At 37.1% G+C, this 20,601-nt stretch carries 16 protein-coding genes and 1 pseudogene; 6 read left to right on the top strand and 11 right to left on the bottom strand.

All coding sequences use genetic code 11. The features are described 5' to 3' along the window. The first annotated feature begins 318 nt into the window (after window positions 1–318). Entirely contained in the window at window positions 319–771 is a 453-nt protein-coding gene (locus tag V7K56_RS29160; protein WP_334916253.1) for an Hsp20/alpha crystallin family protein, read from the top strand. 354 nt (window positions 772–1,125) lie between these two features. Here the strand turns inward: V7K56_RS29160 and V7K56_RS29155 are convergent, their stop codons facing one another. The 5 genes from V7K56_RS29155 to V7K56_RS29135 form a co-directional block, all read right to left on the bottom strand. Next, window positions 1,126–1,854: a hypothetical protein gene (locus tag V7K56_RS29155; protein ID WP_334916251.1), complete on the bottom strand. Its 729-nt coding sequence runs from the start codon at window positions 1,852–1,854 to the stop codon at window positions 1,126–1,128. A 257-nt stretch (window positions 1,855–2,111) separates the two neighbouring features. Next, the gene (locus V7K56_RS29150) at window positions 2,112–2,345 is read right to left on the bottom strand and encodes a hypothetical protein (RefSeq protein ID WP_334916249.1); all 234 of its coding nucleotides are present in this window, start codon (window positions 2,343–2,345) and stop codon (window positions 2,112–2,114) included. A gap of 218 nt (window positions 2,346–2,563) precedes the next feature. Further along, the gene (gene trxB, locus V7K56_RS29145) at window positions 2,564–3,934 is read right to left on the bottom strand and encodes a thioredoxin-disulfide reductase (RefSeq protein ID WP_334916247.1); all 1,371 of its coding nucleotides are present in this window, start codon (window positions 3,932–3,934) and stop codon (window positions 2,564–2,566) included. 133 nt (window positions 3,935–4,067) lie between these two features. After that, window positions 4,068–4,265, bottom strand: a complete 198-nt coding sequence (locus V7K56_RS29140) for a helix-turn-helix domain-containing protein (RefSeq protein ID WP_334916244.1) — start codon at window positions 4,263–4,265, stop codon at window positions 4,068–4,070. Between the two features lie 66 nt (window positions 4,266–4,331). Beyond that, window positions 4,332–4,541 (bottom strand): DUF2887 domain-containing protein, encoded by a 210-nt coding sequence (locus V7K56_RS29135; protein ID WP_334916242.1) that lies wholly within the window; start codon window positions 4,539–4,541, stop codon window positions 4,332–4,334. A 110-nt stretch (window positions 4,542–4,651) separates the two neighbouring features. Here V7K56_RS29135 and V7K56_RS29130 point away from each other — a divergent pair, with 110 nt between their 5' ends. The 4 genes and pseudogenes from V7K56_RS29130 to V7K56_RS37295 all read left to right on the top strand — a co-directional run. Further along, window positions 4,652–5,218 carry a Uma2 family endonuclease gene (locus tag V7K56_RS29130; protein WP_334916240.1) on the top strand — a complete coding sequence of 189 codons (567 nt, stop codon included), beginning with the start codon at window positions 4,652–4,654 and terminating at the stop codon, window positions 5,216–5,218. A 205-nt stretch (window positions 5,219–5,423) separates the two neighbouring features. Beyond that, on the top strand, window positions 5,424–5,963 hold the full coding sequence (locus V7K56_RS29125; protein ID WP_334916238.1) for a type IV pilin-like G/H family protein: 540 nt from the start codon (window positions 5,424–5,426) through the stop codon (window positions 5,961–5,963). 113 nt (window positions 5,964–6,076) lie between these two features. After that, window positions 6,077–8,287: an O-linked N-acetylglucosamine transferase, SPINDLY family protein gene (locus V7K56_RS29120; RefSeq protein ID WP_334916236.1), complete on the top strand. Its 2,211-nt coding sequence runs from the start codon at window positions 6,077–6,079 to the stop codon at window positions 8,285–8,287. Window positions 8,288–8,293: 6 nt separating this feature from the next. Beyond that, window positions 8,294–8,362 (top strand): annotated as a pseudogene (locus V7K56_RS37295) (element excision factor XisI family protein); the annotation flags it as partial. A 96-nt stretch (window positions 8,363–8,458) separates the two neighbouring features. On the opposite strand, the gene V7K56_RS29115 reads toward V7K56_RS37295, so the two are convergent. The 5 genes from V7K56_RS29115 to V7K56_RS29095 all read right to left on the bottom strand — a co-directional run bounded on the left by V7K56_RS29115 (window position 8,459) and on the right by V7K56_RS29095 (window position 18,021). Beyond that, window positions 8,459–8,989, bottom strand: coding sequence for a Uma2 family endonuclease (locus tag V7K56_RS29115; RefSeq protein WP_334916234.1), 531 nt, complete (start codon window positions 8,987–8,989; stop codon window positions 8,459–8,461). Window positions 8,990–8,996: 7 nt separating this feature from the next. Further along, the gene (locus V7K56_RS29110; protein ID WP_334916232.1) at window positions 8,997–11,138 is read right to left on the bottom strand and encodes an O-linked N-acetylglucosamine transferase, SPINDLY family protein; all 2,142 of its coding nucleotides are present in this window, start codon (window positions 11,136–11,138) and stop codon (window positions 8,997–8,999) included. A 106-nt stretch (window positions 11,139–11,244) separates the two neighbouring features. Then, window positions 11,245–14,874: a glycosyltransferase gene (locus V7K56_RS29105; RefSeq protein ID WP_334916230.1), complete on the bottom strand. Its 3,630-nt coding sequence runs from the start codon at window positions 14,872–14,874 to the stop codon at window positions 11,245–11,247. Beyond that, entirely contained in the window at window positions 14,871–17,342 is a 2,472-nt protein-coding gene (locus V7K56_RS29100) for a glycosyltransferase (RefSeq protein WP_334916228.1), read from the bottom strand. The genes V7K56_RS29105 and V7K56_RS29100 overlap by 4 nt, the downstream gene beginning before the upstream one ends. A 274-nt stretch (window positions 17,343–17,616) precedes the next feature. Beyond that, window positions 17,617–18,021, bottom strand: a complete 405-nt coding sequence (locus tag V7K56_RS29095; protein WP_334916226.1) for a tetratricopeptide repeat protein — start codon at window positions 18,019–18,021, stop codon at window positions 17,617–17,619. Between the two features lie 889 nt (window positions 18,022–18,910). Here V7K56_RS29095 and V7K56_RS29090 point away from each other — a divergent pair. Continuing rightward, a complete protein-coding gene (locus V7K56_RS29090; protein WP_012407469.1) occupies window positions 18,911–19,129 on the top strand; it encodes a DUF4327 family protein in 219 nt (72 codons plus the stop codon). An 80-nt stretch (window positions 19,130–19,209) separates the two neighbouring features. Here the strand turns inward: V7K56_RS29090 and V7K56_RS29085 are convergent, their stop codons facing one another. After that, window positions 19,210–20,496, bottom strand: coding sequence for a protein kinase domain-containing protein (locus tag V7K56_RS29085; RefSeq protein WP_334916223.1), 1,287 nt, complete (start codon window positions 20,494–20,496; stop codon window positions 19,210–19,212). Between the last annotated feature and the right edge of the window lie 105 nt (window positions 20,497–20,601).

The following is a 20,601-nucleotide window of genomic DNA, read 5'->3' as shown; positions in this document are numbered from 1 at the left end:
CAAAAACCCTTCCTTCTCCTCTGCTGCCCTAATGATAAGTCTTTAACCGGACATGATATAAGTCCACTATCCCCTTCAAGAGCAGATTAGATAGTTGATTATTATTGGTCTTAATAGTTCTTATTCTGGTTTACCGAACTAAAAAATTAGAGTAAACCGTAATCTTTTTTTAGGTCTAATTAAGTGCGGTAATCATCCTTTTATTAAGTGATGATAACCGAATATACACAAGTTTGAACCATACTTATTATGAATACATAAGCACAAAACCAAGTGCAAAAACGATTAAACAATAGCTGAATTTTCCGAGAAAGAGTTATGGTACTAGTTCGTTACAACCCCTGGCAAGAATTGAATGCTTTAGAACGTCATATCAACGGCTTATTTGGAGATACCAAAGTCCCATCTGCACGGTTGGAAAAAGGTTTTATCAGAGTTCCGGCTGCTGAATTACATGAAACTGATGATGCAATTCATCTCAAGCTAGAACTGCCAGGATTGGAAGCTAAAGACTTAGATATTCAAGTCACCCAAGACGCTGTTCACATTAGCGGTGAGCGCAAGTCTGAAACTAAAACCCAAGACAAGGGTATTACCAAGAGTGAATTTTACTACGGTAAGTTCCAGCGTGTAATTCCTCTTTCTGCTAGGGTTCAAAATACCAATGTCATCGCAGATTATAAAGACGGTATTTTGAATTTGACACTGCCTAAAACCGAGCAAGAAAAGAACAAAGTTGTCAAGGTTAATCTTGAACAACCTGCTGCATAGTGCGAAACTACTCACCTTTAATATTTGATTGAGATAGCTAAAAGCCCAGTTAGAGATGACTGGGCTTTTTTTTATGCGATCTCTACTTTAAGGGGCTGCTCGGTGTCGCTCTCTTTTGCTCTAAGAATTGGGGCGATGCCTACGGCGGTAAACTACGCTGTACTATTACTGAATTTACATTAATACAATTTCTATCCTTTGCTTGAAATTCCCTGTGACTTTGCAACCATTTTTATATATCTAAGTCAATTTTATTATCAAAATTTCAAGTGGAAAAGTAGTTATAAATAAACAGAATAGATATTACTATAATTTTCATAATATTTGCAATCTTATCTTGCATTGAGAGTTTCATCAAGACGATCCCTGATTTTTGATTTGTTTAGATGTAGCTTCCATAAAATCGATAAAAACTTTTATGAGCTTATGAATTCCCTCGCTACCTCCTGCAATTAAACCTCCTGTCAGCAATGCATCTAAACAACGGAAAATAATTACTTGTATGGGATTATCTAAATCAATAACTACAAGTGGTTCGATTGAGCGAATACCTATTGCGCTCATTAAAAGACCAAATAAAAGAGATGTCCATAGAGCAATTGTTCGTGTATCAGATTTATAGGCTGTTTTTTGGCGCTCTTTTTCATTTATATCATCCATTTGTGGGTTGAATATTTTTAATGCTTCTTGTTGGTTTTGTGTAAAGTTTTGGATGATTTGCTGTTCTAAACTCATTCCTTCTGGTGGAAGTCCACTGATTTGATTTGATTTCAAAGAAGGGAATTGGTTTTGTTGTACTTCCATAAGTTTTATTTTTTCAGATATTAGAGCTTTCTCTTGCTGAATACTAATATCTAATTGTTCGACGAATGGGCCACGCCAAGTAGTTATAAAAACTTCTAAAGAACGCTCTAACAACAAAGAAATAAATAATTCTAATGTGAGTAACTGGACAATATCATTAACTCCAAATGGTTTTAAAACAAATGGTTTAGATGATAACCAAGTTGACAAGGTTACTACTAAAAAACTAATAATGATTAACACAATAAATAGAGGAGATTCTGGAGAAAGCTTTAGCAACGTATCTGTACTCCTGTTTCGCGTCACAATATCTAACACCGCTTGGAGGTGAAAACTACACCTGCTGAGTAACTTAACAACGTTAATTTGATAGAACAGTACATAATTTATGACTCGTCCCTTTTTTCTAAAAGTTTGATAAGTTGCGGGTTATCAACTAATATGCGTTTGTGACTCCTCAATTTATGCGATCGCTTACAAGAAAGTGGCGGTGGCGTGTAGCGCCACCGCGCCTTAGACTTTCTCTGAGTATTCAACTACTTAAATGATTTTAAGTTATATAAGTGACTCGTTAAATAAAAGCTTGCTGGAGAGTAAAAGAAAAAATGAATGCTTGCACCTTCAATAAAGAGTGCTGAGTTACGAGTGCTGTTAGCGGTAGCGGGGCGTTTAGCCCGTGCTGAGTTAAAAGACCACCCCGCTTCACTATGCCGCATCGCCTTTAACAGGTCATCGATGATAGCATAGACGGTAATTATTTCGTTTAGCATATTCCCTCCGTTTTTCACATCTGGAGGGGATTTTATTGCACAAAGCGTAGGCGTAGCCCGTCGTAGACATCGCCTGAATCAAGTAACTAGCAACTTGGGTTACTAAGCTAATCGTCATTCATTTTTCCAGAATGATTAGCTCGTAGTAAGGGCTACCCTACGGGAACACTTCGCGAACAGCCCTGCTTTTATGCAACTTAAATGCCGATTAGCTGATTTCAAAAATTACTTTCAATCAACTGGCGGTATTCACTCTTTTGCTTCACGCCTTTGACTTCCTTCACAAGTTCCTTATTTTTGAACAATTGAACCGTTGGCGTTCCTGTCACTCCAGCATTTTCAGCAATATCTCGGTCTTTGTCAATGTCAATTTCTACAAAGTGAATTTTGCTGTCAAATTCATCCACCACTTTATTTAAAATTGGCTTCAGGGTATGACAAGGGCCGCAACCAGGAGAAACGTATTTAACAAGGAGTAAGCGATCGCTTTCATGGAACAATTTCCGTAAAGCATAACCTCCTTCATGGCGTGTCCTATCCAAATTAAATCCAGCTTCTTCCTCAGCTTCAGTCTTTTTGGCTTGCTGATGTTCTAATTCATTGTCTGCTGCTTCTGGCTGTTGATGGAATTCTTGAATCAAGCCAGTGGATGACAACCAACGTTCTGCCAACATCGCCGCCATACACCCAGTACCCGCAGCCGTAATTGCTTGTCGAAACTCATGATCTTGTACGTCACCAGCAGCAAAAACGCCTTCGACACTGGTTTCTACAGAACCAGGCTTAGTGACAACGTAACCTACCTCGTCCAGTTCTAGCTGACCTTTAAATAAAGAGGTATTGGGAGTATGACCAACCGCGTAGAATAAACCTTTAGCGTGCAGTTGGCTCTCTTCACCAGTTTTGGTATTGCGGACTTTCACCCCTTCCATGTAACCATTACCATAGATATCCACGGCTTCTGTGTTCCAATGGACTTGGATTTTTGGGTTGCTCAAAACGCGGTCTTGCATGGCTTTAGAAGCCCGCATTTTATCGGTGCGTACCAACATATTTACCTTAGAACCGTATTTGGTAAGGTAAATTGACTCTTCCGCCGCTGAGTCGCCAGCACCAATTACAGCCAATTCTGCGCCGTGAAAAATCGGTGTTGCACCATCGCAAATTGCACAAGCGGAGATACCCCGACTCCAAAATTCATGTTCGTTGGGTAAACCCAAACGCTTTGCTGTTGCACCCGTAGCAATGACGATGCTGTTGGTTTTTATTTCCCTTTCTTGCGATCGCACTGTAAATGGACGCTGACTCAAGTCAACTGATATAACATCTTCAGTATATAGTTCAGCTCCCCAGCGCTCCGCCTGCGCCTTCATCTGATCCATTAGTTCCGGTCCGGTAATTCCTTTAGGAAATCCCGGAAAGTTCTCAACTTCTGTTGTTGTCATTAATTGCCCACCAGGTAAACCCCCGGCTTGGAAACCTTCAAATACAATGGGTTTCAGGTTAGCGCGTCCGGCATAAATGGCAGATGTGTACCCTGCTGGGCCAGAACCGATAATTACTAAGTTTTCTACTGTAGGGTTAGTCATGAAAATATCCGAACTCATAACGACTACGCTTAATATAGCATAAAAAATTATCATTGGCTACGTCAGGTAGAGAGCGATCGCCAAATGCCTACATCACTATGCGCTCAACACTTGCCAAACATCCTCCTAACTTCTAAGGCTGTTCTTGCAGATATTTCCTGATAGTTTCAACATTTAGTTCTAAAAACTCTGCTATTTCTTGAATGCTCATACCTTTATCAACACATCTTGGGATTAATTTTAATTTTGTTTCTAGTTCTTTTTTCGGCTTTGTCTTTGCCACGATACTCTCGTACAATGGAGTATTTTTGAATGCATCTAAATCAAGCATAGCTTCAATTTCCTCTAAAGCAAAGATTTGGAAACTTATAAAATATAATGGCTTGGATAAATGCTATCACTTTCTTTTGAAGATTTTCATCAGGGAAGTCTTCTCTTCAAATCCCTTGATAGTAGCAACTAAGCTATCTAGACGAAATGATTGTTGTTTGATTTCAGGTGCAATAAATGTGTAGATATAGGGATTAATCTCAGGTTTATCAATAAGTTCAAAAAATATTTGTGGTAGTTCCTTGATAAGTTCATAAAAAATTACATCTGTTTTCATTGATGCTACTAATGGCAAACTAGAAAGCCGTTTTTCTTTAAATACAATACATTGTAGCTTTCTTAGAGTGCGGTACTTATGATATATATAAGAGTATTTTCTGTAATATTATGTCTCTCACCATTACAGACTTAGAGGAGCTACAAACCGAGCATCCAGAATGGCAGATGGAGCTGGTAGAAGGGAAAATTATAGTTATGGGGCCATCAGATTACGAGTCAGAGGAAATTGGCACTCGGTTGAGTACCTTCTTGAATATCTGGGTCATGTCGCGCAAACTAGGGCGAGTGACTGGCTCTAGCGCAGGTTTCATATTACCTAGAATAGAAGAAGACGACTCGGAAAAAAGAAGCCTGCGTGCCCCTGATGTGTCTTTTGTTCGGGCTGACCGATTGAAGAAGACCAAGCGCGACTTTGTAGAGTTAGTTCCAGACTTGATGGTTGAGATTAAATCTAAAAGTGACAGAATCAAACCGCTTGAAGAGAAGATTCAGCTATTCTTGCAACTTGGGTCTGTAGTCGGCATACTGATTGACCCTGACAAATTTACAGTAACGGTTTATCGAATAAATCAAACTCCAGTGGTATTGGAAAATGGCAACACGCTCATATTGCCAGATTTACTACCAGGTTGGGAACTGGCGGTATCAGAACTATGGCCACCTGAGTTTGAATAAGGCACTTCCACAATCGAAGTTGATAATCTAGCCTTTGAGCAACACCATTGGCTCAGTGATGTTTGTGCCATTTATGATACAAGGATTCTGGATTGTGTAACTGTATCTCCTCAAACTTTTTTTCTCAAGGTGATAGGAAAGCGATCGCATCTGGGTAAGTTACATCTAGAACACCTAAGCACTTCCTACCCCAGGGTAAACACTTATGAAAACCGAATTAAAAGCCAAGTTTCTCCAACACATCCTCGACAAAAAGAAGGGAGATGAGGGTTTTACACTCATTGAACTACTAGTAGTAATTATTATTATCGGGATTTTGTCTGCGATCGCTCTACCTTCTTTCTTGAACCAAGCTAACAAAGGTAAGCAGTCAGAAGCTAAACAGTACTCTGGTTCTATGAACCGCGCTCAACAGGCATATTTCCTAGAAAATGGTTCATTCACTACCGACCTGAATTCATTAGGAATGGGTATTAGAAGCCAAACTGAGAACTACATATACGCAATTAATGGAACTGGGACTGGCGTTGGTAACAATGGTTACTCTCTGAAAGCACCGCTGAAATCCTATGTAGGTGTTGTGGCTTTGTCTATACAATCAGGTACTAGTGAAGCAACCACTTTGGCAGTTTTGTGTGAGTCTAATAACGTTGGCGCGCTTACAGCAAGTGTAGCTCCAAGCTTTGCTAACACTCCACTAGAACCTACTTGTCCAAGTAACTTCTCGCCCCTAAAGTCTAAATAGAATCCTTAGCCCTATCAAATTGATTGAAACATTCATGAAGTGGGTAGTATATACTACCCACTTTGATTTTGTTTTAAATTCTTGCAATAGTACTCTCTTAAAAATTCTTAGCTATGACTCCTGTGCAACTTCATACTGATCTCACCTCCTTAGAGCAGCAAGCTCAACAATATTTCATGAAAGGCAACTACAGTCAAGCTGCTAGCTGCTATGAACAAGCTATTGAAACTGAACCAGAAGTGAAATCTCACTACTGGAACTTAGGATTAATTTTGCTATTGCAGGGACAAGAGACAGAAGCACAGATGACTTGGCTGCTGGGTATGGGTGAGGAAGAAGTTCAACAAGTTGAGCAGTGGACAGTTGAATTGCTAGAGGTTCTGCAAACCGAAGCTGAACGCAGGGAGATGCTAGCAGACTATAAAGTTGCTTGGGCAATTCGCCAGCATATGCGGGAAATAAATCCTACAGATGTTAACAATCTGTTGTATTTAATTGACTTAGCTATAAAACAGGAAACGCTTATTGATGATGAATTAACTTCTCTAGGGGTAATTGAATTAATTCAGTCAGAACCATCTGTAGATATTCAGTTATTGTTGCAAGTGTTGGAGAGTATTCTCAATTATGCTCCTTTGCATCCTGCACTTCTAGAATTTACAGAGGCTTGTCTAGCTCATGTTCGTGAGCCTGAATCCTTGCTTAATATTTTGCTTCCAGCTACAGTTAAAATTGCCCACTCAATGCGGCAACCAAAACTTGCGGCATTACTCCTTGAGCTATATTTACGTCTAGAACCTGAAAATCTAGCAATTTTGCGCCATTTGGCTGCTTTTTATCTAAAAAATTATGATTATTCTAAGGGAATAGAGGTAGCGAAGCTATGCTATTCGGTATCAAATACATTAATTGATCAAGTGTTTGCAATACATTTGCTACATCGAGGATTAATGGATTGTCCTGCGTATTGGGAAGAAGCCTGTGAAGTTTTCCAAAAACAGCAAAGTTTAATAAATTTACTATTAGAAGAACAACCTAAAAATTTGCGTTCCGATCAGGCTTTATATCTATTTAATTCCAACTATTTTGCCCCATATTTACAAGATAATCCTCAAATAAATAGAGATATTCAAAATAAAATTGCTCATCTTTGCCAACTTAATGTACAAAATTATGCTAGCGAAGAAGTACAGCGATATCAACGGCGAACTTTAAAAGGTAAAACTAGCAAGCTCAAAATTGGCTACTTATCCTATTGCCTATCTCGTCATTCAGTTGGCTTGCTGGCGCGGTGGTTAATTCAGCATCATAACCATGAAGCATTTAATATTTATGCTTATTTTATTAACTACAAACAGGTAAATGATCCCCTACAAGAATGGTATATACAGAATGTAGATCAAGCCTATAAAGGTGGAATTTATAGCGACGACATCGCTGAAAAAATTTACCAAGATGAAATTGATATTTTAATCGATTTGGATAGCATCACTCTAGATGTAACTTGTGAAATTATGGCGCTAAAACCTGCACCTGTGCAAGGAACATGGTTAGGTTGGGATGCTTCAGGAATACCAGCAGTTGATTACTTTATTGCTGATCCCTATGTTTTGTCAGAATCTGCTCAAGAGTATTATACAGAGAAAATTTGGAGATTGCCCCAAACTTATATAGCAGTAGATGGTTTTGAAGTGGGTATACCAACTCTACGCCGGGATTCTTTAGATATTCCTAATGATGCTGTAGTTTATCTCAGCGCTCAGAGAGGATTTAAGCGTCATCCTGACACAGCACGGTTACAAATGAAAATTATTAAAGAAGTTCCCAATAGCTATTTCTTAATTAAAGGACTAGCAGACTCTGAAGCTGTGCAGAAATTTTTTATGCAACTAGCAGAAGAAGAGGGTGTAGAATGCAATCGCCTGCGATTTTTGCCCCAAGATTCCTCTGAAGCTGTCCATAGAGCAAATTTAACTATTGCTGATGTTGTATTAGATACTTTTCCCTACAACGGAGCTACAACAACCTTAGAAACGCTCTGGATGGGTGTCCCCTTAGTAACCAGAGTTGGACAGCAATTTGCAGCGCGTAACAGCTACACCATGATGATGAATGCTGGTATTACAGAAGGTATCGCCTGGACTGATGAAGAGTATTTAGAGTGGGGTGTGCGTTTAGGTAAAGATGCGGTTTTAAGACAACAAATTGCTTGGAAGCTACGACAATCAAAGCAAACAGCGCCACTGTGGAATGGCAAGCAGTTTACTCGTGAGATGGAGAAGGCTTACCAGCAGATGTGGCAGAATTATATTGAGAAAAAATAAGTTCCTAAAGAAAATATTGTGCTAGGGTTTCAGTCTCCTTTCATGAGGAAGTTTACAGAATATGCAGTGGGTTAAGGTATTTCTTGAAAAGCACCTTTAGAATTTATTTGATTTAATTTAGAGTTAATTCCATATTATTTGCAAGTCTAAAATAAAACCTGGTAATATATCCTATCCAGATAAACTTGTAGGAGACTCTAATACTTCTTTTGGTTGTCCTTGTCGATAAATTTCCACACAGCAGGTTTTTCGGTCGATAAGCCAACCTAACTTTACTCCCGCGTTCATATATTCTTGCATTTTGGCTTGTATTTCGCTCAAGCTATCAGATGGGGACATTAGCTCTAAAACAAAATCGGGAGCGATAGGTGGAAACTTTTCGCGTTGTTCTGCTGAAAGGGCGTTCCATCTGGTAAATTGTATCCAGGAAACATCTGGAGAGCGATCGGGAGCATTGGGAAGTTTAAAGCAAGTGGAGGAGTCGAAGACTTCACCCAATTGTGTTTGTTCGTTCCATAAGACAAATCTTGCAGTAAGTTTGGCGTTACGTTTTCCAGTTTCTCCTCCCGTAGGTGACATTACTATCAATTCTCCGTTAGCGTTGCGCTCAAATTTGATATCGGGATTATCTCGACACAATTGGTAAAATTGGTCGTCACTTAATTTGACAATATTGTTAAAGTTAATCGTAATTGCAGTCATGGCAATCTCACGAACTTGTTTGCACAACTTGTTTATAAAAGGCTTCTAAACCTGCAACACAGGCTTTATCGTCAAAGAGACGGTCATGATTTTGGCTCATTCGCTCTGCAATGCTGCGTCGCCAAGCTGGGTCTAGTCCTAATTTAACAGCAATCTCGATATATTCTGCTTCGTTTTTAGCTATGGTGTCTGTCACTCCTAGCATTTTCAAAAAACTGTCAGAGTGACGACCGCGCATAAATTCTCCGGGACAAGTGATGATGGGGAGATTACAAGCGATCGCTTCTAAGGTAGTATTACCACCAGACCAGGTGAATGTATCTAGATAAACATCTGAAAGTAAGTTAATCATCAGATAGTCCAGTCGCTCTGGAATACTGAGAAATACACAATAATCCTCGCTGTTCAAACCGATAGCAGCAAAAGCCCGCTTCAGGCGTGGCTGAAGTAAAGTACCACGCAAAAATACAAATTTAGCTTGCGGAACGCGATGAGCAATTTCTACAAAAATAAAATCATATTGCGGTAGATACTTGAAAGGAGCTTGGCAGCATAAATAAATGACTGCATCATCTGGTAGCTTAAAGTCTGAGCGAGCTTTGATAACTGGTGGAATATATGGTTTAGGATAAGAAACGCCAATATTAGGCAAGCGAATTAATTTTTCTGAATAATGCTCTTGAGCATTTTCCGGTTCCATTAACTCGCTGGATAAAAAGTAATCAATTGTGGGTAAGCCAGTTGTTACTGGATGTCCCCAAGCTGTACATTGCACAGGCGCCAGCCGCAAACCTGCCATTTGCATAGTTTGCGGATTCATTCCAATTTCAGGAAAAACTAAAATGTGCAGCTTATCAGAAATTATCTGTTCACAGGCTGCCGATAAATTATGAGGAATATGGTAGAAAACATCACTATGTTCTTGAAATTGTTGGGTAATTGGATCTGGTTCATTTCCTGTGTAATAACAGTAGATTTCAAAGCTTTCATGATTGCTCTGACGCAACCAACCTGTTAACCAAAGTGTTCCACTATAAGAATCTAGATAATGTGAAGCGTAACCAATCCGAATTTTTTCTTGATGCTGAAGTTTAGGCATCAGTAGAGGTACACACCATTGAGGAAAGTTAGCAGCCATAATTTTATATACTAACTTGCCATATTGACGTTGTAAATCTACATCATTTTGGGCTTGATAGGAAAGATAAAAGTTAGTTAGTCTACCTATACCTGCTAAAGCATTATTTATTTCTTGTGGAGTTGTAAGAGATGTTTGCCGAATTAAATCTTGCAGCCCTTGGGTGTAACGTTGACGATAAAATATGATTTCTTCTTGAGTATCATAGATTGTCGGCACTGTTAAATATTTGAGAAGTTGAAAAGTGTAATCATCTGGTAATAGCTGACAAGTCTTTTCAGTAACATAGATTGCTTCTTGAATTCGTCCATGACGCTTTAAATCAATAATCAATGAAAAAGGCAGTCTAGCTTCTGTAGGATAAAGTTCAATCCCTTTATAGAGAGTAAGAAAATATTTATCTAGTAAGTCTAAATTTCTATAGCACTGACTTAAGCGCCAGTAAAGTTCTGCTTCCACTGAATGTATTTTTAGAAGTCTTTGATATTGGGTAATTGCTGCTTCCCATCTTCCCTCTAAAAATAATCTATTGCTTAAATCAAAAACTAACTGTACCAAATGTGTATTAGTGAAAGCTTTTATTTCATAGACTGGAATATTTGCTAAAGACAATAATGATAATTTTTTGGAATTTTCATTTTCTAGAACAATTCGAGCATGGATATCAGAGGCTAGAGATTCATATTCAATATCATCTAAATTTCCTAGTAAAGAAATTTCACATTCTAAGCTGACATCAAAATTTTGTGCTATGAGTAGATTCATAGCCACAGCAGATAAAATCAAGTTAGCATCATCTTCAATAATGCCATCAGTATCTATAAGTAACACCATCTGATAATTACTAGGATGATTTATTACTGCTTTAATTACTTGTTCTAATTCTAAAATTAGTGCTTCTTCTGGTTGCGACCAATCAGGAAAGATTATAATATTTATATCCCTTTCACTGACCGCCAATAATTCAGATATATATTCATCATTTTGCTCTCTTAAGTTAGTTACTTCCACTTTCTTATTTCTATTTACGTAATTTTAAATTATTTTGAAAATTTGCAGTTAGTCCTAAAAGACTAACTGCAAACTTTAGTTGTGTAAATTTTGTTTAATCAATAGCCTAAAATTGATCAATGTAGTTATCTAATTCATAACATACTAGATTTTTGATTGGTACTTTTGCTAAAGCTTCCTGATCTTCATATTCCAAAATAAGTCTAGCATGAATGCGAGGTAACAAAGCTTGCCACTCATTCTCTGAAAAGTTTCCTAACAGAGTAATTTCTAATCCCTGATTAATATCTAAATGTCCTTGCATCAGCAAATTCATAGAAATACTAGATAAAAATATCTCTGCATCTTTTGTAGCAATATTACTCGTGTTGATAATCAGAGTAATTTTCTCACTGTCAACATGAGTTGCTAATGTTTTAATCACTTGTTCTAAAACAAAACCAAGAGATTCTTCTGGCTGTGACCAGTCAGGGAATATAATTAGGTTAATATCTCTTAGTTGCAAATTTTGACTCAGAGTATCTGCAAAATATTTACTTAAAAGTTCTTGAAATAAGCTACCTATTTTAGCTGAGTAAGAACGACTATCAAGAAAACTAGGATTACCCTGCATTTTTTCCTTAATTTGGACGCTCTTTTGTTGACGTAATTTAGGATCATTACCAAGTGCGATCGCTAATTGTATATAAGACTCTTCAGTATCCGCAACTAAATCAGGGACATCCAGTGCTTGCACCATTGCGGCTCCCATTGCAGAGCGAAAGGTAGTTCCCTGTCTAGCTATCACTGGCAAATTAACCTGTAGTGGTTCTATCAGAGAAGTTGTTCCCGCAAATGGGTAAGAATCCAGATATATATCGGCAATTTTATAGTACTCTTTCATATCGTCCCGATCTGGGACGGGTTGAGGATCTAAGACTATTAAGCGTTCAGTCCCTAATCCATACTTATAAAATATGGAATTTAAGTAATTGATAAATTCTACTTTTGGATAGTTATTTGACCAATTGGGCCCAAATGGTAAAAGTACTAAAACTGAATTGGCTACTTGAAAAATGATTTTTGCCCATGTTTCAATCAGTTCTGGAACTGTTTTGAAGTAGTTAGCTCCAGAAATAAAAACAACACCATCTTCAGGAATTCCTAAACTATCTCGCTCAACTGGAGTTGTTAATTTTCCTTCTTCAGTACCGTAACTAAAACAGTGGGCACTTCCTTCTAGTTTGACTAACTTTTCTTGATAGTAGTCTTGTGCTATTGGAGATGGATCAGTTAATGTACCGGAAATATAATAATCTATATTTCTCATTCCAGTTGTGACAACTGAACCACCGCTAGTAACTTGTATTCTTGCTAATCTATGGATTGCTAACAGGCAGATTTGATGAGTTGCCGCAGTTACATTGGTGGCAATAAATAGTATGTCAAGGTCATCATCACGAATAGTATTAACCTGTTCTAATAATTTCTGTGGTAGCAGTTTAAAAGAGTTTGCAGAAAGTTGACAATATTGCTCTAATGGATGACCAGTCTTATTAAGAGAGTACAAGATGACTTCAAAATCTCGACTGAGATATTCATAAACAGGAAGGTAGGCAAATGTTTCGGCTGAAGGTGTGAAATGTGATGCTAGGATACCAAGCCTGATTTTCTTTCTGTTTACAGGTCTATCTGCAAACTCATAATCAACTTCACATCCATTGAGTTTTAGAGAATATTCTATTATTTCTGCACGTTTTACATAAATATCTTTTAGATTAGTCTCATTAAAGTATAAGTGAATAAAATTAGCAATGGTCACAAAATATTCTGCAAAATCATTCCAGACAATGGAATCATGAACGCGCAAGATAGATGTATGTAAATAATTGACCCAACCCTGTATATAACGATAGTAACTATCTGCTTCTCCAGATTTTTGAAAGATAAATTGAGAATCAAATAGATATTTTACATAGTCGTTTAGTAACCAATCAGGGATGAATGAAATTTCATAAGACAATGGTAAATGGTAAGAACGGCAATAAAGCATTGCTACCAGCAAATACTGAATAGCTTTCGGTTCTCCAAAACCTTTTGCAATATGTGCTAATATCTCATTCACAAAGCTTTGTTCAGTCTCAGTTAATAATTCATGCTGAATGCTATGATTTAATAGTACTTGATGTGCCTCACCTACTTTGCTCATGTATACTCTGCCAAGCCAGATTGTTTCTGTAGACAGCCAAAATTCAGCCATTTGTTTTCTCATTTGGCGTAACTCTGTCAGCAGTAATGGTTCAAACGATTCTCTCTGATATTTATCTACAAGGCTAAATAACCTACTTATAAAATCAGATTTGGATTTGCCTGAATTAAAACTACCCAATTGGATATCACTGATATTAGCTAATGAGCATACTGGAATGTTTTGGGCTGTTGATTTTGCGATCGCTGATTTATTTTCTATTCTTAATGAGATTCGAGCAGTAGTTTGAGATAACAGCGCTTTCCACTCTTTTGTGTTAAGGTTGCCAATGAGTGTAATATTTGCTTCTTCAGCAACCTCAAAATCTTCTTGCTGGAGTAGGTTTAAAACCACATCTGAGATGATGTAATTGGCATCTTCTTCAGAAATACCACTGTTATCTATCAACAAGGTAATTTTATCTTTTTCTGGATGACTAATAATACTTTTAATAAGAATTACTAAATCTTTATATAAAAGTTCTTCTGATTGCTCCCAGTCAGGAAAAGCAATAAGGTTAATATCAGTTAAATCAAATTCAAAATTAAAATTATGTTCTTTATTTTCAGCGTTATAACTTTTACTTGATTTATCATTTATTGAAGATAAATATAAATTAGAAACTTCTGGTATTTCTGTTTTATTTACTTGTATTTGCCATTTTAATTTTTGTACTTCACTATATAAAGTTTCAGCAGTGCGTTTGTAAAACTGTAATTGTGCAAAAGTTGCCAGACGAGTATTTGTTTGAGATTTAGAATATTGCCTATACTCTAAAAGAGGTAATGGAACTCTTCTGGCACTCCATCCATGCCTTACCATTTGAGAAAAAAGATAGTAATCTTCAGGTATAGTTTCTTGATAGATATATCCTTCCACTTCTTCAAATGCTTGCCTTCTAAATAAGGAAGCACCATGTATAAAATTACCTTTAGTCAATAATTCTTCTTTGGTTTTTTCATTAAAATCAGGAAAGTTAATAATGAAAAATTTATTGGCTTTTATTAAACCACGTCTATCTAGAGACGAAGAATTGTAAGTTGTTTTAGCTCTTGTCCCAAATAAAGCAAAATCAGAGTAAGCTATACCTACATCAGGATATTGGTCAAGCACAAGTGAAGTTTTTTCAATAAAATCACTACGATATCTATCATCTGCGTTCAAAATAGAAATATATTCAGAATTTGTTAAGCTTACAGCTTTGTTAAAGTTTTTTACTATACCTAAATTTTCTACATTTCTGTTAATTTTGATTAAATGGGGATATTGGACACGATAAAAATCAGCTATTTCATATGTGTTATCGTCAGAAGCATCATCTGATATTAAAATTTCATCAGGCAATCTTATCTGACGTAAGACTGACTCTATCGCCTCTATAATGAAAGATTCTTGATTATATGCTGAGATGATAACTGCTATAGTACCTGTTGTTAATTTTATTTCATTCGTTATAGATGCAGAATTTAAAAAAGAGAAATTATTGTTGTTATCTTGGTGAATAGTCATTTTACGTAAACCTCCAATCTCTGAGTATGTTGTCTATATTGAAATAAAGAGTAATCAAGCATTAGATAAGGAAAACGAGCTTTATACCACTCATCAATGTGGCAACAAATGAGGATACCATTATCTATAATTAGTTTATCCAAAAGTGAATAAATAAAATTATGTGATTTTCCAATATACTGAGAATATAAAACACCTGTTATAACTATTAAGTCATAATTTCCTTGAGTTTTATGGACAAGCTCTAAAAGACAAGATTGGATAAATTCAAGCCCATTGTTTTCATCTGCTTTTGCTTTATTGATGGCATTAGATAAAATATCCACTCCCAGTACTTTTTCCCCAGCTAAGTCCTTTGTAATAAAGCCATGTCCACAACCGATATGCAGAACATTCTTATAATTATTTTCAGGAATTTCACTTAATATCAGCTCTTTGTATATCTTGTTCTCTGGCATAGTTTCATCTTGCCAAATATTCATCTTAGCTTTGGAATCATTAGCTAAACCTTGATACAAAAATTCAGTTGCTGCAATAATCTCTTTTGGCTCGTAAACTTCACAGTTGTTTAGGATTATTTGTGCAACTTTAATATCAAAATTTTGAAGGACATCTTGATAAACTCCAGTTGTATTTCTACGATATTTAAATAGAGGCTTTGGAATACGACGACCAAAATACCCTATGGCTCCTGCTGCAATCCAAAAATCCCAATCTTCACAGCCTCTAACATTTGTACGATAACCACCGACCTTTCCCCAGATATCTTTACGAAAAAGCGCACAGTAAGATATATGGTTGGCATGACGTAATCGTGAAAAATCATAATTGCCTGCTAAAATAAGTTCATTAGTAGCACCAAAGTCTTGTCGATCTGTATATGCAATCGCACTAGATTGGTCTGTTTCTAATAAATTTAGACACTCCTCTAGCATTGTTGGCGTAATTACATCATCAGCATCTAAGGGAAGAATATATTTCCCTCTTGCTTCTGCTATCCCACGATTGCGTGCAATAGCTGGCTGACCAGAATTAGATTGATTAATCAAACTTATCTGGTGATTAGTGTAACTTTTAATTAGTTTCTCCACTACAAATTGAGAATTATCAGTACTGCCATCATTAACGACAATAATCTCAAAATCCTGACAGGTTTGATTTAAAACGCTGGTAATAGTTTCAGTAATATATTTTTCACTGTTATAACAAGGAATAACTACAGAAATTGTTGGTAATAACTTCTGATCTTCTTTGTTTATAATATTCAGCTTATTCTTACTGAATTCCTCTTTGACTGCTCTCTTCATATCTTCTTGCTGACTAGTCTTGACAATGAAGGGAGCTGTATAGCTAAATCTCGCATTTTGAAGAGGTGCTTTGCCAGTCTTTTCTATATATGGAATGAATTCTTGATCTCCATATAGTTTCAAATAATTTGGATCTATCCCATCACAAACATCTTTAGCGCTGCATTTTGTACATACTTCACTAAAATGTTTTAGATTACTGCCTCTACTACCTGTTACCTTAACGCCATTTTCATGTATTAATTCTATCTCTCTGTACATGAGATGATTTTCTATTTCTCCCTCTTGAATGGGAATTATATGTGCACATAAATCTGGCGTACCGCCCATATGACCTGCCATGTTCATCCATTCATAAGGATCGTATCTAACGCCAACCATTCCTACTAAATTCTTTTCTAATCCTTTAAATGCACAAAGTGGAGCATATCTAATATTAACTGCACGATTATTTGATTCAAGAATTTCAACAGCTTCTTTTAAATAAGGATAAATATCTGAATATTTAGCTTGCACCCCAAAAGCCTTGCCATTATTATTCCATTCATAATAAGCATTCATTATAATAAAATTATGCAAATAAATTTCATGCTTTAATATTTCATGAGCCACTTGTGGTAAATGTTTATAATTCCACTCAAAAACCACAGTGTTAGATGTATATTGAAACCCTTGATTATCCAAATAATACATCGCTCTTTGCAATTTATCAAAACTTTCTCCAGTTATCTGCTGAAAAAGTTCTTCATTCACAGCGTGCAAAGAAAATAAGAAATTTTCTAATCCTACTTTTAGTAAATCATCAATAAGTTTTTCGTGCTGACAATTGGGCATTTTTTTCATTAAAAATTGTCCCAATGTTATTATTCTGCCATGTAACCCTAACTCCTGATGAGCATATCTCATCAATTCAATAATGTGGGGATGAAGAGTTGGTTCGCCTCCAGTCACATCAAAATTAATAAAACCATTTGTTTTAAGTAAATTTAATATTTCTTTACATTCTTCAAAACTTCTAAATTTAGCTTTTCTCATGCCCCTGAATTGATCATCAGTTTTGTCTAAGTAACTGTAGTAACAGAATTTGCATGAATGAGCGCACTTTAACCCTACATCAAGAACAGCGCCTTTACTAAGTTTGCCAGGTTGATGTTTATACATTTTTATACTCCTTTTAACTTGTTTATCTCAATTTTGGTAATTTAAAAATTTAGGCTCTTCATTATGCTAAATTACCTTTCAAAAGCCATGAAACCCTTATTATGCAAAAACAATGAATATTATTTACTAACATTTTAGGCTTTTGGCAATGATTTGGGCTTTTGACCTTTATTTCTGAGCCTATTTTTGATGTTTAACTAATAATTTGGTATAACAGGTACTGAAGAACCAAAATTTATTATATTTAAATCAATGTTTAAGTTATAAGTTGCAATCAAAGCTTTTTGTTACTCTTAGTTTGTTGTTTCTTAATCTGCTCTAAAAGAACTTTGTAATTTGGTCTGTCAGGGCGTAACTTCACCAACTTTTCCAAAGGTTGAATAGCACCCTCAGTATCTTTCAACTTTAGCCGCACATTAACCAATCCCTCCAGCGCTGTTGGGTTTTCTGGTTCTCGTTGTAAAACCAACTCATAGCCGCGCGCGTGTTGCTGTAATACTGACTCAGCAGAAGGAGATGCAGTTGCTGGCTTAGGTTGACTACCCTGTTGTACTGCCGAAATTACTCCAAACATCGTAGAACCAAGAAACGACACTATCGACACTATCGTTAAAATCTTTTGTCGCCGCTCAATTTGCTTTTTACGAGTAATTACGTATTCTTCCCCCGAACCAGCCATGCCTCACATACTTGCTGCGGTAAATACTTAGGTATCAGCAAGCCTCCGTTTTGAGGATACCCATCTGCTCAATAGAAACTAACATCTTCGCTAAAAATTTTTTACACAAACTTCAAATGCTGACTTTGAAGACAAGGGAACTTTATGGTAAGCCCATGCTATACCGACATTTTGCCATGCGATCGCTCCTATACCTCAAAGCAAAACCCACCCTGTGCCCTAACAGACCCTATTCTCTGAGTAAAACATTAAAATTTTATAAAGATTTGCAATTATTTTGCCTAAAGCCAGATGTTTGCGATATTATAAACAACATTTAAATCAACACAAAGAGTAGATATTTTTACTCAATTGCAAATTTCCCTGTCAGTCAAAAACTCTCAAACTAGCTCATATCCTATAGCTTCTTCAACAAGCAAGCATATTTTCCCTAATTTAAACAAACAGAATTTTCACAGTAGTCCTAAGTCACACTACTTAGTGGAACTTCCTTGAGGACTAATTATTCTGCTCGGCGTCTACAATAGATATCTTACGAAAGGTAGTGTTGCACTCTTGCAGAAAAAAGGTAGAGATATAGAGGAAAAACAAAAGGGGCAAAGATTAAAGGAAAAAGGGTAAACATAAACATCCCTTATCCCTTCTCTCAAAATTTTTGCCTGGCTTTTGCAAAAAGTTTAAGGACTGCTTGGTAAAATTCAGGTTTTCTGGTGGTAATTACCGTACAGAACCGAATTTACCAGTAACTTCGTTGAGTTTGTTATGGTATAGTTAAAAAGTTAAGACTAGCTTTACCAAATTACACCACTCTACGGGTCGGCAACAATTGCAGAATGGAAAGCAGTTTTAATTAAGCATTTACCAACAATATCTGAATTCAATCGAGGTTATGACTCAGCAAGTGATTCACCCAATGGTGAAATTGCAGCGCAATGTGCAATCACTCATAGAATCTAATATTATCAAGCCAAGCGATAGCATCTGGAAAATCGCTCTGCTTTATGGTAATGAATGGCAGCATTGGAAACAAGAACTGCTTGACTTTGGCTTTAGTATGCAAGACCCAGTTAGTGAATTGCTAGCTGTAGAAACCTGGGATGAAGAGTAGGGAATAGGAAATAGGGGATAGGAATTTTTAATATTCACCACTCCCTAGACGCGATTAATCGCGTCTCTACTGCCCACTCTCTAAACTTTGCAGGCAGCTAAAGCCGCAGCTAATTCCTTTGCATTTTGATAGCGATCGCGTGGCAATGGTTCTGTAACGCGATCAATGACATCTCTTAATTGGGAACTAATGGTGGGAACTTTTGCCACATCAAACCTGAAGTTTCGCCCTCGTTGGCGGTAATACTTGAAAGGGTTTTCGCTTGTGAGCAGAAAAATCAGCGTTGGGCCAATTGCATATAAATCAGATTGGGTTAAAGGTTGTCCTCGTTCTTGTTCAGGAGCGCAGTAACCTTCTGCACCAATTCGAGTACCAGGCGCCGTGCCAATTTCCTTAACTGCGCCAAAATCTAGTACCACTATGCGATTTCCTGAACTTCGCACCATTAAATTGGCGGGTTTAATATCGCGGTGAATCAGTGGAGGCTCTTGGCTATGAAGATAGTCTAAAATATCGCAGGTTTGGATCATCCAAGCGATCGCTTGGTTTGGTGTCACTGGGCCAGTGGTATAGACACGTTTCTCCAAATCTTGTCCGTGGATTAATTCCATTGCCAAGTATTTTTTTCCGCCTTCTACAAAGAAGTCATAATACTTGGGAATTCCAGGATGGTTAAGGGATTTGAGAGTGTACGCCTCTCTCTCAAATAACTCTTGAGCTTTGACAATTTTCAGCATATCAGCATTCATTTGCTTCAACACCAGCAGTTGTGGCATACCTGCAATTACACCAGCCTCATCCCAAGCGAGATAGGTAGTACCCATACCTCCTTGTCCGAGAGTTCGCAACACCTGATAATGGCGAATTTTCTGTTGGACTGAAAGAGGTTGACCGCAGTGGATACAAAACAGATTTTTTGGAGAGTTGCCTTCGTGCGTGCAAGTGGAAGAGAAATTTGCCAGATTTTTTGCTGAGTAAAGCGTCTCGGCGGCGTTTTCTTCTGTCCCTTGTATTTGTTGTTGCGATCGCAAACCAGTTTCCAGTACTGTTACCTCCTGAATTTGGAATTGCAGTATTGGGCCTCCCTGTGCCAATTGCAAAAGGGAATTATCTGGTAACGGACTCTGAAGTACAAGGATACCGTTGAGAAAAGTCCCATTTGTACCCTGACTAATCAACTGCCAAGCATTGCCATTGCTAGCGTCACCGACTTTTCTGAGTTCTAGATGATGCCGCGAAACTAAACTATTATTTAAAACAACGTGATTATCTGCCGCTCGACCAATCCGAATTATGGAGGAGTTCTCAAAGCACCACTGCTGAAGGGGCGTTTTCTGTTGCGGTTCTAACAGGGTCAGACTAACCACAATACAACCTACAAGGTAAATGGATTAGGGATTGGGTATTGGGCATTGGGCTATTGGGCATTGGGCTATTGAGTATTAAACTTATCCAAAAATTAGGCTTTAACC

The sequence above is a fragment of the Nostoc sp. genome (assembly GCF_036917535.1).
Classification (GTDB): Bacteria; Cyanobacteriota; Cyanobacteriia; order Cyanobacteriales; family Nostocaceae; genus Nostoc.
Note: the sequence above shows the minus strand (reverse complement) of the source record. Positions and strands in the feature narration are given on the sequence as shown.